Source organism: Kitasatospora sp. NPDC023176 (assembly GCF_055560495.1).
The window spans coordinates 51,946-65,440 of record NZ_JBVHIP010000038.1; the positions used below are offsets into that span (position 1 = coordinate 51,946).

The window sequence follows — 13,495 nt, forward strand, 5'->3', positions numbered from 1 at the left end:
GCCGCGGGAGGCCGAACGGCCGGTACGCGGACGGCCCGGGTGCCGCCCGGGCGGGCCGGGCCCGGTCCGTCGGCCGGTTACGCGGATCGGGTGAACGCGGTTGGACCTCGACCCCGGCCGGTCGGCAGGATGGCCGGCCGGGGCGCGCGCCGTGCCGCCTCATCTCCCTCTTCCCCGTTCGGATTTGGAGTCACCCGGTGTTCAAGGGATTCCGCAGCTTCCTGCTGCGCGGCAACGTGGTGGACCTCGCGGTCGGCATCGTGATCGGCGCGGCCTTCACCGCCGTCGTCACCGGGTTCGTCACCGCCTTCCTCAGCCCGCTGATCGGGGTCGCCACCGGCGCGGTCGGCGACTTCACCCAGAAGACCTTCGAGGTGGGCGGCACCAAGTTCCCGTACGGCCTCTTCGTCAACGCGCTGATCGGGTTCGTGCTGGTCAGCGCGCTGATCTACTTCGTCGTGGTGGTGCCGATCGGCAAGCTGCAGGAGCGCTTCGAGAAGGCCGGACCGGCGCCGGCCGCCAAGGCGGACTGCCCGGAGTGCCTGAGCTCGATCCCGGCCGCCGCGACCCGCTGCTCCTTCTGCACCTCCGAGGTGGCTGCCCGGCCCGGCCTGCCCGCGCAGTCCCAGGCGCTGCAGTCGCACTGACGCCCCGAAGGCGGCGTACGGGGCCCCTGGAGCAAGCCCGGACCGCGTCCGGATCGTCCCGTGTGGGCCCTGACGGGAAATTTATTCCCCAAACATTCACGAGCCTCCGTCGCAGCGTCGGCGGGGGCTCGAATGCGCCGGCGCACGCCCGGTCCGCAAAAGTTTCTCCATGAAGTCCCCGGGCGTCCACCGGCCGGTCACCGCAAGGTCTTGCGGGGGCCGTGTCCGGGTGCCGTTCGATCACTGACGGGGTGCCAGGGTTGTCCGGAACTGAGCGCCGATATGTCCGTTCTTCCTACTTTCGAAACCTTTGTGCGAGCGAAGACTGCGTAAACACTCGAACTGCTCGCCCTCCCGCTCTCCTCAGCAGGCGCATTGTGGGCTTACCGTATGCCCCATGACCTCGCCCCGCTCCTACGACGGAGTCGGCTACCCCTCTCCGTCCTTCTCCTCCGGCACGCCGATTTACGACAGCCTCGTGGCTGAGCGCGGCGTCCCCCAGATCGCACCCATCAACGTGCCGGCCGCCCTGCCGCCGGCGCTGTCCTCCGGTTACGGATCCGGCCTCGCCCAGCCCTACGAGAACCGGTACGGCAACGGGTACGAGAGTGCCGGCAGCAACCTCCCCGCGCTGCCGCCCGCCCGCCTCGCCCTGGGCCCCGGCCCGAGCAGCGGCCCCTCGGCCGGCCCGGCCACGGCGTACATCCCCGCTCAGCCCGCGCCGGCGTACGCCGCCGCCCCGCAGCCGCCCGTCCCCGGTTACGGCGCCCCCCAGCCGTACCAGCGGCCACAGCCCGCCGCCCCGGCCTTCGCCCAGACCGCCAGCGGCGGCTACCAGCCGACCGGCGGCCAGAGCTTCGGCGGCCAGAACACCTTCATCGGCCAGGGCGGTCAGCAGACCTTCGGCGCGCAGCCGACCGGCGGACCGGCCGGTTTCGGCCAGGGCCAGCCCGGTGGCCTCCCGCAGGGCGGTCCGCAGAGCTTCGGCGGCCAGCAGTCCTTCGGCGGCCCGAACCCGGCCGGCCCCGGCTTCCAGGGCCAGGGCGGCGACCAGGGCTTCGGCGGCGGCCAGCTGCGCCCGGCCATGGCGCCGGTCCGCCCGATGCAGCCGCAGCGCCCGGGCCCGTACGGCGAGCCCGGCGGCTACCAGCAGGGCGGCTACCAGCAGCAGGGCCAGGGCTACTGAGCCACTGACAGCACGGGGCCGACCCCACCGGCCCGCACCCGCACCACCTGAGCACCACCCGGCGCCCCCTGAACGCCGGGCGAACGGAGAAACGGGTCATCCACGGACCGCCCGGAACGCCCCCCACGGCGTACCGGGCGGTCCGTGCGCGTTCGGGGGCGCGCACGGCGTACGGGAGCGGCGTGCGCAGGCGCAGCAGGGGGCGTGCGTCCGGGCGGAGCGCTGCTGGCAGGATGGAGGGATGCACCTCACCGGACTCCACGTCTACCCCGTCAAGTCCATGTACCGCCTGAGCCCGGACAGCGCCGCGGTCCAGCCCTGGGGTCTGGCCGGAGACCGCCGCTGGATGCTCGCCGACCCCACCGGACGCTTCGTCAGCCAGCGTGAGAACGCCGCCCTCGGACAGATCCGGACCGACCTGCTGCCCGGCGGAGCGCTGGCGCTGACCGCCCCCGACGGCTCCCGGATCGAGGTCACCGCCCCCGCCGGCGCCACCGGCGACCCGATCGCCGAGGTCGAGGTCTGGGGCACCCGCTTCAGCGCCGTCGAGGCCGCCAAGGAGGCCCACCAGTGGATCGCCGAACACCTCGGCGACTACCGGCTGGTGCACCTGGACGACCCGCGCGCCCGGCCCGTCGACCCCGAGTACGGCCGGCCCGGCGACACCGTCTCGATGGCCGACGGCTTCCCGCTGCTGCTCACCACCACCGCCTCGCTGGACCGGCTCAACCAGCTGATCGCCGCCGAGCACCCGGACGGCCACGAGACCCTGCCGATGGAGCGCTTCCGCCCCAACGTGGTGGTCGCCGGCTCCGAGCCCTGGGCCGAGGACGGCTGGCGCCGGATCCGGATCGGCGCGATCACCTTCCAGGTGGTCAAGCCCTGCGGCCGCTGCGTGATCACCACCACCGACCAGGAGAGCGGCGAACGGCGCGGCCCCGAGCCGCTGCGCACCCTGGCCCGGCACCACAAGCTGCTGCGCAAGGCCGCGTTCGGACAGAACCTGATCCCCGAGCGGCCGGCCGGCGTCGAGGGCGACGTGCTGGGCACGCTGCGGCTCGGCGACGACGTCGAGGTCCTGGAGGACGGGGCGCACTGGCCCGCCGACGGACGCTGAGCCGCCACGCCCCGCAGCCAGGGGCCCGGTCGTACGGAACTCCGGCTGTGCGCGCTCGTTGAACAAGTGGTCGGAACCTGTGGCCGCGGTGGGCGCCCCCGGTGTCCGCACGGCGACGGGCGGCCGGGCCACCCGCCCGGACCGGTCAGGAAGGACGGACGGACCACCCGTCCGGGCGCGCTACGGTGGGCGGACGGCCCGCGCACCCCCGCGCCCACGGCCCGCTCGATCGCCGGCACGACGAAGGTGGGGACGACAGACCGTCATGGCTGAGCACAGGGTCCGGGTCACCCAGGACAGCGCATCCCGCTGGCGTCGCCGCGCGGGCGACTACGACACGCTCGCCGAGGCCCTGGCGGCCGCCGAGCCGGGCGACACCGTGACCGTCCGGCCGGGCACCTTCCGGGAGAACGTGCTGCTGGACAAGCCGGTGACGATCGTCCCGGCCCAGGGCCCGGGCACCGTCCGGATCGAGCCGGCCTCCGGGGTGGCGATCACCGTCACCGCCGCCGCGACCGTGCGCGACCTGGTGGTCGAGGGCGGCGACAGCTCCAGCCCGGCCGTCCTGGTCACCGGACCGGAGGCGACGCCATCGTTCAGCGGCTGCCGGATCGACACCCGCTCCGCCACCGGGATCGAGATCGGCGGCGGCGCCCGGCCGACCCTGCGCGGCTGCGTCGTCGCCAACCCCGGCGGACTCGGGCTGCGGCTGCGCGGCGAGGGAACCGCCGCCGCCTTCGAGGACTGCGAGGTCGCCTCGGCCGGCCAGGCCGGGCTCGCCGTCCTCGGCGGGGCGACCGCCGCCCTGGACCGCTGCCGCGTCCACCACGCCTCCGGCGCCGGGGTGTTGCTCTCCGACCCGGGCAGCGCCGCCGAGCTCACCGGCTGCGAGATCTACGAGATCCGCGGCAGCGGCGTCCAGGCCGAGGCGCAGGCCGGCGGGCGGCTGGTCGACTGCGACATCCACCGGGTCACCGGCAACGGCCTGACCCTGGACGGCGAGGCCGAACTGGTGCTCACCGGCTGCCGGGTGCACGACCTGCCGGAGAACGGCGCCGACCTGCGCGGACGCGCCCGGCTCAGCCTCGCCAACACCACCGTGCGGGACTTCGGGCGCGGGGCGCTGTCGGTCTGGGACCAGGGCACCGAGGCGGTCGCCGAGTCCTGCCAGATCCACGGCTCCACCGGCGAGTACCCGGCGCTGTGGGTCAGCGACGGCGCCCGGCTCACCCTCACCGACTGCTCGCTGCACGACCTGCCCGACGCGCTGTTCGTCCTCGACCGGGACTCCGCCGCCGTCGCCCAGGGCTGCTCGTTCAGCCGGATCCGCAGCTCGGCGGTCTCGGTCAGCGGCGGGGCGACCGTCTCCCTGGCCTCCTGCCGGGTGCAGGAGGCCGGGACCGGGCTCTGGTTCCGCGACCACGGCAGCGGCGGACTGCTCACCGACTGCGAGATCTCCGACGTCGCCACCGGGGTGATCGTCACCAAGGGCGCCGACCCGGTGCTGCGCGAGTGCACCGTACGGGCCAGCACGGACGCCGGGGTGTACGTCTCGGCGCAGGGCCGGGGCACCTTCGAGGACTGCCGGGTCTCGCACGGCAAGGGCTTCGGCTTCCACATCATCGACGGCTGCCGCAGTCAGCTCACCCGGTGCCGGGCGGAACAGAACGAGCGGGCCGGATTCGAGTTCTCCGAGCTGGGACCGGTCGCCGAGGGGTGCACCTCCGACGATGTGGCCCGCACCGCCCCGGTTGGCCCGACGATCTCCGGACTGCCCGAGGTACCGACCCCCCGGTCACCCCAACTTTCCTCCGCCACACCCGTGTTGTCTGCCGCGTCGATGGTCTCGGCGGCGTCCGTGAGCTCGGCCGCTTCGGCGGCGACCTCCGCGATCGGGCCGATCCCGGACTGCCGGCCGGCCGACGAGGCGCTCGCCGAACTGGACGCACTCGTCGGGCTGGCCACGGTGAAGCAGGAGGTGCGCACCCTGATCGACCTGATCTCGGTCGGCCGGCGCCGCCGCCAGGCCGGGCTCAAGGCGCCCTCGCTGCGCCGGCACCTGGTCTTCACCGGCGCCCCCGGCACCGGCAAGACCACCGTCGCCCGGCTGTACGGCGAGATCCTCGCCTCGCTCGGGGTGCTCCAGCGCGGACACCTGGTCGAGGTCGCCCGGGTCGACCTGGTCGGCGAACACATCGGCTCCACCGCGATCCGCACCGCCGCCGCCTTCGACCGGGCGCGCGGCGGGGTGCTGTTCATCGACGAGGCGTACGCGCTCGCACCCGAGGACGGGGCGCGGGACTTCGGGCGTGAGGCGATCGACACCCTGGTCAAGCTGATGGAGGACCACCGGGACGAGGTGGTCGTCATCGTGGCGGGCTACACCGCCGAGATGGAGCGCTTCCTGTCCGCCAACCCCGGTGTCTCGTCACGCTTCTCACGGACCATCACCTTTCCCGACTACACGGCGGACGAGCTGCTGGAGATCGCCCGGTCGCAGTGCGCGGAACACGAGTACGCGCTCTCGGAGGCGACCGAGGGCGCGCTGCTGGGCCACTTCGCCGGGCTGGAGCGCGGGCCCAACTTCGGCAACGGGCGCACCGCGCGGCAGGTGTTCGAGACCATGGTCGAGCGTCACGCGGTACGGGTGGCGGCGCTGGCCGACCCCTCCACGGAGGAGCTGCAGTTGCTGGTCCCGGCGGACCTGCCGACCGCTCCGCCGCCGTAGGGCGGCGGCGAGCGGAGCGGGCAGGGGCGGCGGGGGCCGGCGGGTGAGGGCTGACGGATGACAGGTAACAGAAGACAGCTGACAGAGTCTGAAATCTGTTATCCGTCAGCTGTCACCTGTGCTCCGTCGGCCCTCGGCCGTCAGCCCGTCCAGGCGCCGCCCGCGAGGAAGGACTCCAGCGCGTCCCGGTACGGCGCGATGTCGATCCGCTCGCCGGCCAGCCAGTCGTCCGAGTAGTACTTGTCCAGGTAGCGGTCCCCCGGGTCGCAGATCAGGCCGACCACACTGCCTGTCCGGCCGGCCGCCCGCATCTCGGCGACGATCCGCAGCGCGCTCCACAGCCCCGTCCCGGTGGAGGCCCCCGCCTTCTTCCCGAGCACCTGCTCCAGCACCCGGACCGCGGCGATCGACGCGGCGTCCGGCACCTTCATCATCCGGTCGACCGCCCCCGGCACGAAGCTCGGCTCCATCCGGGGCCGCCCGATGCCCTCGATCCGGGAGCCGCTGTCGCACACGGCGTCCGGGTCGTGGTTGACCCAGCCGTCGAAGAAGCAGGAGTTCTCCGGGTCCGCGACGCAGATCCGGGTGTCGTACTGCATGTAGTGCACGAAGCGGGCGATGGTGGCCGAGGTGCCGCCCGTCCCGGCGGTGGCGACGATCCAGGCCGGTTCCGGGTGCGGCTCCAGGCGCAGCTGGGCGAAGACCGACTCGGCGATGTTGTTGTTGCCGCGCCAGTCGGTGGCCCGCTCTGCGTAGGTGAACTGGTCCATGTAGTGCCCGCCGGTCTCCTCGGCGAGCCGCGCGGAGGCCTCGTACACCTCGTCCGAGCGGTCGACCAGATGGCACTCGCCGCCGTGGAACTCGATCAGGTCGATCTTGGCCTGGCTGGTGCTCTTGGCCATGACCGCGATGAACGGCACCCCGATCAGCTGGGCGAAGTACGCCTCGGAGACGGCGGTCGAGCCGCTGGAGGCCTCGATCACCGGCTTGCCGGGGCGGATCCAGCCGTTGCAGAGCCCGTAGAGGAAGAGCGAGCGGGCGAGGCGGTGCTTGAGCGAGCCGGTCGGGTGGGTGGACTCGTCCTTGAGGTAGAGGTCGATCCCCCACTCGGCCGGCAGCGGGAAGCGCAGCAGATGGGTGTCGGCGGAGCGGTTGGCGTCGGCCTGGACCTTGCGCACCGCTTCCTTCAGCCAGGCACGGTACTGCGCGTCGGAGCGGTCGACGTCCACGGTCGGCTCGATGCCGAGGCTCACGCCGGACTGGGTGCTCATGGTCACTACTCCCTCATTGCGGCCCCCCGCTGCTCACTACGAGTATACGAGGATCACGATAAGTGACCGTTTTCGGAGACCCAGCTTCCGCTTATCGGCGCTACCCGCCGGGCGACGCCCCCCGCTACACCGGCACCGACTGCGGGTCCGCCAGGTACGGGCCCCAGCCGAGTTCGGCCGCGCCCGCGAGCGCGCCGTACGCCAGTTCCGCGCCGACGATCGGCACCCGTCCGCTGCGGCCCCACAGGCTGCGGTCGGCGACCACCGCGCGCAGCCGGTCGGGGGCGGCCTCCAGAAGGTCGAGGTGGAGGCCGCTGAGCACCACCCGGTCCGGGTTGAGGATGTTGACGACTCCGGCCAGTCCGAGTCCGAGCCGGTCGATCACGTGCTCCACCGCCGCCCGCGCCCGCTCGTCCGTCGCGGCCGCCCAGCACAGCTCGCGCGCCTGGTCGAGCAGCGGGCGCCCCGGCTCCGGGGTGAGGCCGGCGGCGGCGAACAGCGCGTCCGGGTCGGTCTCCGAGTTCAGGCAGCCCCGGTTGCCGCACACGCAGGGGCGGCCCTGCGGGTCGACGGTCAGGTGGCCGACCTCCAGGGCGAGTCCGGCGCTGCCGGTGTGCAGGTGGCCCTCGATCACCAGCGCGCCGCCGACGCCGCGGTGGCCGGAGGTGACGAAGAGCAGGTGCCGGGCGCCGCGACCGGCGCCGTGCCGGTACTCGGCGAGCGCGGCGAGGTTGGCGTCGTTGGCGATGGCGGTGGGCAGCGGGTGCACCGCGTTCGGGCCGTGGTCGGCCCGGCCGACCTCGACGTCGTAGAGGTCGGCGACCGGGGTGCCGCTGGGCCAGGCGAAGTGCAGCGCGGCGAGCGCGGTGCCGTCCGGTTCGGTGACCGGGTTGGGCAGCGCGAGCGCGGCGCCCAGGCAGCGGCGGTCGGTCGCGCGGGCCAGTTCGGCGCCGGCCTGGGCGACGGCGCGCAGCATCCGGACCGGGTCGGTGGCGGCGGGCAGCGGCAGGTGCACGGGCGGGTCGAGCAGGCCGCCGAGGCAGGCCAGGGTGACGCTCAGCCCGTCGGCGTGGATCTGGCCGGCGACCACCACCGGGCCCTGCGGGTCGATCGCCAGCCGGTGCGAGGGGCGGCCGCGGCCGCCGCCGGCCGGGCGCGAGTCGACGGTGATCAGGCCGAGCGCTTCCAGCTCGGCCGTGACCGCGCCGGCGGTGGCCCGGGTGACGTCCAGCGCGCGGGTGAGCGCGGAGCGGGTGGGCGTCTGGCCGGTGTGGATGAGCGAGAGCGCCGGGCCGAGCAGCGTCCGACCGCGGTCGGGGGCCGCGCGGCGGTGGGCGTCGCGCTGCGCGTCGGCATCGGTCCCGGAGCGGGGCCGCGGGCTTGATGGTGAGAGCTGCACGCCCCTATTGTGACTTTGTGTCGCTTCGAAACAAAATCCGTTCCCGCCGCCCCGACGACCTCTCCCCCACACAGTCTCGCAGCACACCCCCGGTGGCCGACAGCCCCTGGGGCGCCGCACGGCTCGCGCTCACCGCCTTCTTCGCCGTCGACGGCTTCCTCTTCGCCGCCTGGGTCGTCCGCATCCCGGACGTCCGCAGCCAGGTCAGCGCCTCGCACAGCGCCCTCGGACTGGCCCTGCTCTGCCTGTCCGTGGGCGCCGTCCTCACCATGCCCCTGGTCGGTCGGCTCTGCCTCCGCTACGGGTCGCGGCCGGTCACCGTCGGCTCGCTCGCCCTGCTCGGCCTCGCCGTACCACTGCCCGCACACGCCCACTCGGTGCTCTCGCTCGGCGCCGTGCTGATACTGTTCGGCGCCGGATACGGCGGGGCCAACGTGGCCATGAACAGCGCCGCCGTCGACCTGGTCGCCCAGCTGCAGCGGCCCGTCATGCCCAGCTTCCACGCCGGGTACAGCCTGGGCGGGCTGCTCGGCGCGGGCTTCGGCGGGCTGCTCGCCGACCGGCTCACCACCGCGTGGGCGCTCGCGCTCGGCGGACTGCTCGGGCTGGCCGTCACCGGCGGCGCGGGCGTCGTCCTGCTGCGCAGCCCGGCGGCGCCGATGGTCAGGCCGGATGCGGCTGCGGGGACCGGCTCGGACGGCGCCCCGGGCTCCGGCCCGGAGGTCGACCCCGGCTCCGGCTCGGACGGCGCCCCGGGGTCCGGCTCCCGCACCGCCGGGAACTCCGCGGGCCGCCCGGCCGGGAGCCATGTCCGGCTGCTGGTGCTGGTGCTCGGGCTCACCGCGCTGTGCACGGCGTACGGCGAGGGCGCGATCGCCGACTGGACCACCCTCCACCTCACCGACGACGTCCACGCGAGCGCGGGAACGGCCGCCGCCGGGTACGCCGCGTACGCCTTCGCCATGACCAGCGGACGGGTCGGCGGCACCTGGCTGTCCATCCGGCTGGGCCAGAACCGGCTGATGCTGCTGGGCGGACTGACCGCGGCGGTCGGCATGCTGGTCGCCGCCCTGGCCCCGTCGGTGCCGCCGACCATCGGCGGGTTCATCCTGGTCGGCCTCGGACTGGCGAACCTGTTCCCGCTCGCGATCGCGCGCGCCGGTGCGGCGGGCGGGCCGCAGGGCGTCGCGCTCGCCTCGACGCTCGGGTACGGCGGGATGCTGATCGGACCGGTGGTGATCGGCTTCCTCGCCGACGCGGCCGGACTGCCACTGGCCCTGACCACGGTCGCGGTCGCCGCCACGACGGCGGCCCTGCTGCCGCTGGCGGTCGAGCGGCGCCGCCCCCGGCGGACGGGCGGCGGACGGCGGGTGACAAGTGACAGATGACAGATGACAGATGACAGATGACAGATTTCAACATCTGTCATCCGTTCGCTGCCATCTGTTTGCTGTCATCTGTTCGCTGTTCGCCGCCCCCATCACTGACGCACCCACCCCCCAAGTGGCAGGATGCGGCCTCATGACCACCACCGGAGGCATCCAGGTACTGCGGGCGAGCGAGCGCCCGGCCACCCCGTGGCTCAACGGAGGCGGGGTGACCAGGGAGGTCGCCGGATTCCCCGCCGGGGCCGGACTGAGTGAGTTCGACTGGCGGGTGAGCCTCGCCGACGTGGCCTCGGCCGGGCCATTCTCCCCGTTCCCCGGGATCGACCGGGTGATCACCCTGGTCGAGGGTGCGGGCATGGCGCTCACCGTGGACGGCGTCGAGCGGCTGGTCGACGCCCCGTTCCGCCCCTTCGCCTTCCCCGGCGAAGCCACGACCGACTGCCGGCTGCTGGGCGGTCCGGTGGTGGACTTCAACGTGATGACCCGCCATGGCCGGGTCGAGGCCACCGTGGAGCTGCTGACCGAGCCCGGCACCGTCCACGTCCCGCCGACGGCGACCGTCCTGCTGGTGTGCCTGGCCGGTTCGGCCACCGTCGGCGACGCGGAACTGACCCGCTACGACGCGGCGTTGCTCGACGCACCCGGAGCCCCTGAGCTGCGGCCCGACGGGGTCACCGCCGCGATCACCTTCCGCACCGCCACCGCCACCGCCCGCTGAACGCGCGGCGATCTGACCGCCTGACTGCCTGAACACCTGAACGACGCGCTGCCCGCGCCCCCGGCAGGAACCGGGGGCGCGGGCAACCGCGCCGAGCCCTCAGCCGCAGAACACCGGCGTGGCGTGCGCCGGGTCCAGGGCGTTGGTCACCAGGTGCAGCGCCGTCGGCGAGAACGCGATCGCGACGTGCTCGGCGAGCGTGACCGGGCAGTGGTCCTGCAGCACCTCTTTGTCCACGTCCGGCCCGTTCAGGAACTGGGTCCGCCACGGGGTGACGACCTCGTCGTACACGGTCGAGATCACCGTGTAGTGCACGCCCGGCACGGTGTCCGGCCGGGAGGCCATGGTGGTGTTGAACTCGGAGCCCACCGCCTGGTCGCGGCAGGCCTGGCAGACGGTGTAGATCAGGTCGGCCACACCGGGGAAGTACGGCGCCAGCTTGGTGATCCCGTCGAGGGTCGTGCCGTGGTTGGACGGCGCCAGGCCGACCAGCTTGTCGACCTTCGAGGCCCCGCCGAGGAACTTCAGGTAGTAGTTCGGCAGCATGCCGCCCTGCGAGTGCCCGACGATGTCGACCTTGGCCGCACCGGTCGCGCCGCGCACCAGGTCGACGAAGTAGGCGAGTTGGGCCGCCGAGGCGGGCACCGCTCCGAGGCCGCCGATCGGCAGCAACAGGCCGCTGCCGGTGGAGGTGATGCCGGGGATGGTGCCGTAGTCGAGGGCGAAGACGCAGTACCCGAGGCTCTTGAGCAGCGGGGAGAGCGCCAGCCAGTTCTCGTAGCGGTTGGCGAAGGTGCCGTGCACCAGGACCACCGGGTCGGGGTGTGCGGCAGAGGGCCGACAGCTCCAGTCGTTGGCACCGGGCGGCGAGGCCACCGAGTCGCCGTCGGGCGGGAGTTCGGCGGTGGCGGTGACGGCCGGGGCGGCTACGGGCGCCGCCCACGCGGGGGCGGCGCCGGCGCCGACCAGCAGCGCGCCCGCCAGTACGGCCGCGCCGAGGGCGCCGCCGAGCCGACGGCGCACCGGAGTTGCGGAGAAGCGGAGAAGTGGGGTTCTCAACTGTTGCCTCCACAGCGGAAGTTTGTTACCAACAGGTAACCCGAGTGGCTCAATCATGCGGTCGCCCCTCCGGCCCGACCCTTGGGCGTCCCCCAGACCTGGACGGTGTTCTCTGTGACCGGTCACAACGCACCCCACTGCACCCCCGCCGGCCGCCCCGCCGAAACCCCCGCGGCCGCCGCCGACGCGCTCTCCCCCTGGCGCGTCCCGGTGATCGGCGGACTCCCCGCCGACCAGCGACTCCTCGGCGGCGTCCCTGACCTGGCCACAGCCGTGGTCGCCGCCCTGCTGGACCGCGTGCCGGTCTACCGCCGCCTCCCGCGCGAACAGCTCAGCGGCGAACTCACCCGCGACACCGAGCGCCGCATCCGCGCCCTCGCCCACGCCGTCCGCACCGGACTCCCGGCCCCCGCCGAGGAGTTCACCGCCGTACGGGAGGTCGCCGCGCGCCGCGCCGAGGAGGGCCTGCCGCTGGACGCCGTCCTGCTCGCCCACCACCTCGGACTGGAGGTCTGCTGGGAGTTCCTCACCCGGGACGCCCACGCCGGTGACGCCGCCGACCTCCTGCTGCTCAACCGCCTGCTGCTCGACCAGCTCCGCCGGGCCACCACCGCCGCCGGCGCCGGCTACCTGGACGGGCAGCGCTCGGCCGGCGACCGCAGCTCCACCGCCCGGCAGTCCCTGCTCACCGCGCTGCTCGCCGGCACCCCCGCCGAGGAAGCCGCGGCCCGGGCCGGCACCGAGCTTCCGGCCGGCTACGCCGTGCTCTGCCTGTCCCTCACCGACCACCCGGACGAGCATTCCCCGGGCATCGACCCGGGCATCGCCGCCCGCCGCAAGCTCCGCCGCTTCGGCGCCGAACTCGACCACCGCACCCGGCAGTCGGCGCTCACCGCGCTCACCCCGTCGGGCGGTCTGGTGCTCGTCCCGCTGCAGACTCCGCCGGACCGGACCGCCGAGCCGTCCGACGGAGCCGGCGACGAGCCGTTCTGGCCCCGGCTCTCCGCCACCCTCGCCGCCGCGGCCCGGGCCGCCGGCGTGCCGGTGCTGGCCGGGGCAGCCGTCGCGGTGCCCGCCGAGGTGCCCGGCGCCGCCGCCCTCGCGTACGAAGTCCTGCACGTGGCACGGGCATTCGGCCGCCCGCCGGGGCTGCACCGGCTGGACGACGTCCTGCTGGAGTACCAGCTGACCCGGCCCAGCCAGGCCCGCTCCCGGCTCGCCGCCCTGCTCGAACCGCTCACCGACGGCGGGGAGTTGCTCACCACCCTGCGCACCCACCTGGCCGGCGGCCTCAACCGCCGCCACACCGCGAGCGCCCTGCACCTGCACCCGAACACCGTCGACTACCGGCTGCGCCGGATCGCCGTTCTCACCGGCCTGGACCCTGCCCGCCCCGCCGACGTCCTGCGGATCACCGCCGCGATCGCCGCCCGGACGGCCGAACAGTCGACCCCGGCACACCAGTTGTGAAACGCCGGTACCCGCGCCGACCGCGGCGCGGGTACCGGAGACAGCCCGGAATCAGCAGTTGATCGAGCCGTGGGTGACCACCCACCCGTCCAGCTTGGCCCAGGTCTGCGGGCCGACGACGCCGTCCTGCTGGAGGCCGGTGCACCGCTGGAACTTCCAGACGGCCGAGTCGGTCGCCGGGCCCCAGTACCCGTCCGTGTCCAGCCGCGCACTCGCGTTCGGGGAGTACGTGATGTGGTTGAGCTCGCACTGCAGCTGCTTCACCGCGTCCCCGCTGGAGTTGTAGCCGAGCGTGGGCTCGGAGCTCGTGTAACCGCAGTACTGCGAGGCCTGCGCCGAGGCGGCGGGTGCGGTCGCGAGCCCGGCCGCGAGCATGATTCCGGCGGTGACGAGCCCGCCGACGAGACGGTTGCGCATGTGGAGAGTCCCCCGTTCGATGGATCGTCCGAAGTCATGACGCGCTTCGAACAAACGGCACGCTAGCGGACGGATCGTCAGGAAACGGGAGGGAT

The 13,495-nt window shown here is 73.9% G+C and carries 11 protein-coding genes; 7 read left to right on the top strand and 4 right to left on the bottom strand.

The genetic code is table 11. The features are described from left to right. Positions 1–197 precede the first annotated feature (197 nt). The 4 genes from mscL (at position 198) to ACZ3YL_RS35235 (ending at position 5,678) form a co-directional block, all read left to right on the top strand. Positions 198–647 carry a large conductance mechanosensitive channel protein MscL gene (gene mscL, locus ACZ3YL_RS35220; RefSeq protein WP_465661445.1) on the top strand — a complete coding sequence of 150 codons (450 nt, stop codon included), beginning with the start codon at positions 198–200 and terminating at the stop codon, positions 645–647. 397 nt (positions 648–1,044) lie between these two features. Beyond that, on the top strand, positions 1,045–1,833 hold the full coding sequence (locus ACZ3YL_RS35225; RefSeq protein ID WP_188305404.1) for a DUF6643 family protein: 789 nt from the start codon (positions 1,045–1,047) through the stop codon (positions 1,831–1,833). A gap of 241 nt (positions 1,834–2,074) precedes the next feature. Then, positions 2,075–2,950: an MOSC domain-containing protein gene (locus ACZ3YL_RS35230; RefSeq protein ID WP_188305405.1), complete on the top strand. Its 876-nt coding sequence runs from the start codon at positions 2,075–2,077 to the stop codon at positions 2,948–2,950. Positions 2,951–3,215: 265 nt separating this feature from the next. Next, positions 3,216–5,678: a right-handed parallel beta-helix repeat-containing protein gene (locus tag ACZ3YL_RS35235; RefSeq protein WP_465661447.1), complete on the top strand. Its 2,463-nt coding sequence runs from the start codon at positions 3,216–3,218 to the stop codon at positions 5,676–5,678. Positions 5,679–5,818: 140 nt separating this feature from the next. On the opposite strand, the gene ACZ3YL_RS35240 is transcribed toward ACZ3YL_RS35235, so the two are convergent. Together ACZ3YL_RS35240 and ACZ3YL_RS35245 are read right to left on the bottom strand one after the other, a co-directional pair. Then, positions 5,819–6,949, bottom strand: coding sequence for a PLP-dependent cysteine synthase family protein (locus ACZ3YL_RS35240; RefSeq protein ID WP_465661449.1), 1,131 nt, complete (start codon positions 6,947–6,949; stop codon positions 5,819–5,821). 124 nt (positions 6,950–7,073) lie between these two features. Beyond that, positions 7,074–8,249 (bottom strand): ROK family protein, encoded by a 1,176-nt coding sequence (locus tag ACZ3YL_RS35245; RefSeq protein ID WP_223242387.1) that lies wholly within the window; start codon positions 8,247–8,249, stop codon positions 7,074–7,076. Between the two features lie 191 nt (positions 8,250–8,440). On the opposite strand from ACZ3YL_RS35245, the gene ACZ3YL_RS35250 reads away from it, so the two are divergent. Beyond that, positions 8,441–9,736: an MFS transporter gene (locus tag ACZ3YL_RS35250; RefSeq protein WP_465661451.1), complete on the top strand. Its 1,296-nt coding sequence runs from the start codon at positions 8,441–8,443 to the stop codon at positions 9,734–9,736. 133 nt (positions 9,737–9,869) lie between these two features. Then, positions 9,870–10,454 carry a HutD/Ves family protein gene (locus tag ACZ3YL_RS35255; protein WP_465661453.1) on the top strand — a complete coding sequence of 195 codons (585 nt, stop codon included), beginning with the start codon at positions 9,870–9,872 and terminating at the stop codon, positions 10,452–10,454. A gap of 99 nt (positions 10,455–10,553) precedes the next feature. Here the strand turns inward: ACZ3YL_RS35255 and ACZ3YL_RS35260 are convergent, their stop codons facing one another. Next, complete coding sequence (locus ACZ3YL_RS35260; protein ID WP_465661489.1) at positions 10,554–11,426, bottom strand: esterase/lipase family protein; 873 nt, start codon at positions 11,424–11,426, stop codon at positions 10,554–10,556. A gap of 201 nt (positions 11,427–11,627) precedes the next feature. Between ACZ3YL_RS35260 and ACZ3YL_RS35265 the strand changes: the two genes are divergently transcribed. Then, positions 11,628–12,983 (top strand): PucR family transcriptional regulator, encoded by a 1,356-nt coding sequence (locus ACZ3YL_RS35265; protein WP_465661455.1) that lies wholly within the window; start codon positions 11,628–11,630, stop codon positions 12,981–12,983. A gap of 51 nt (positions 12,984–13,034) precedes the next feature. Here the strand turns inward: ACZ3YL_RS35265 and ACZ3YL_RS35270 are convergent, their stop codons facing one another. Beyond that, positions 13,035–13,400 carry a peptidoglycan-binding domain-containing protein gene (locus ACZ3YL_RS35270; RefSeq protein ID WP_188305414.1) on the bottom strand — a complete coding sequence of 122 codons (366 nt, stop codon included), beginning with the start codon at positions 13,398–13,400 and terminating at the stop codon, positions 13,035–13,037. Positions 13,401–13,495: the final 95 nt, after the last annotated feature.

Excerpts from the sequence above, each read along its gene's own strand:
- ACZ3YL_RS35225 (WP_188305404.1), top strand. The coding sequence starts at position 1,045 with ATGACCTCGCCCCGCTCCTACGACGGAGTCGGCTACCCCTCTCCGTCC.
- ACZ3YL_RS35230 (WP_188305405.1), top strand. The coding sequence starts at position 2,075 with ATGCACCTCACCGGACTCCACGTCTACCCCGTCAAGTCCATGTACCGC.
- ACZ3YL_RS35235 (WP_465661447.1), top strand. The coding sequence starts at position 3,216 with ATGGCTGAGCACAGGGTCCGGGTCACCCAGGACAGCGCATCCCGCTGG.
- ACZ3YL_RS35240 (WP_465661449.1), bottom strand. The coding sequence starts at position 6,949 with ATGAGCACCCAGTCCGGCGTGAGCCTCGGCATCGAGCCGACCGTGGAC.
- ACZ3YL_RS35255 (WP_465661453.1), top strand. The coding sequence starts at position 9,870 with ATGACCACCACCGGAGGCATCCAGGTACTGCGGGCGAGCGAGCGCCCG.
- ACZ3YL_RS35270 (WP_188305414.1), bottom strand. The coding sequence starts at position 13,400 with ATGCGCAACCGTCTCGTCGGCGGGCTCGTCACCGCCGGAATCATGCTC.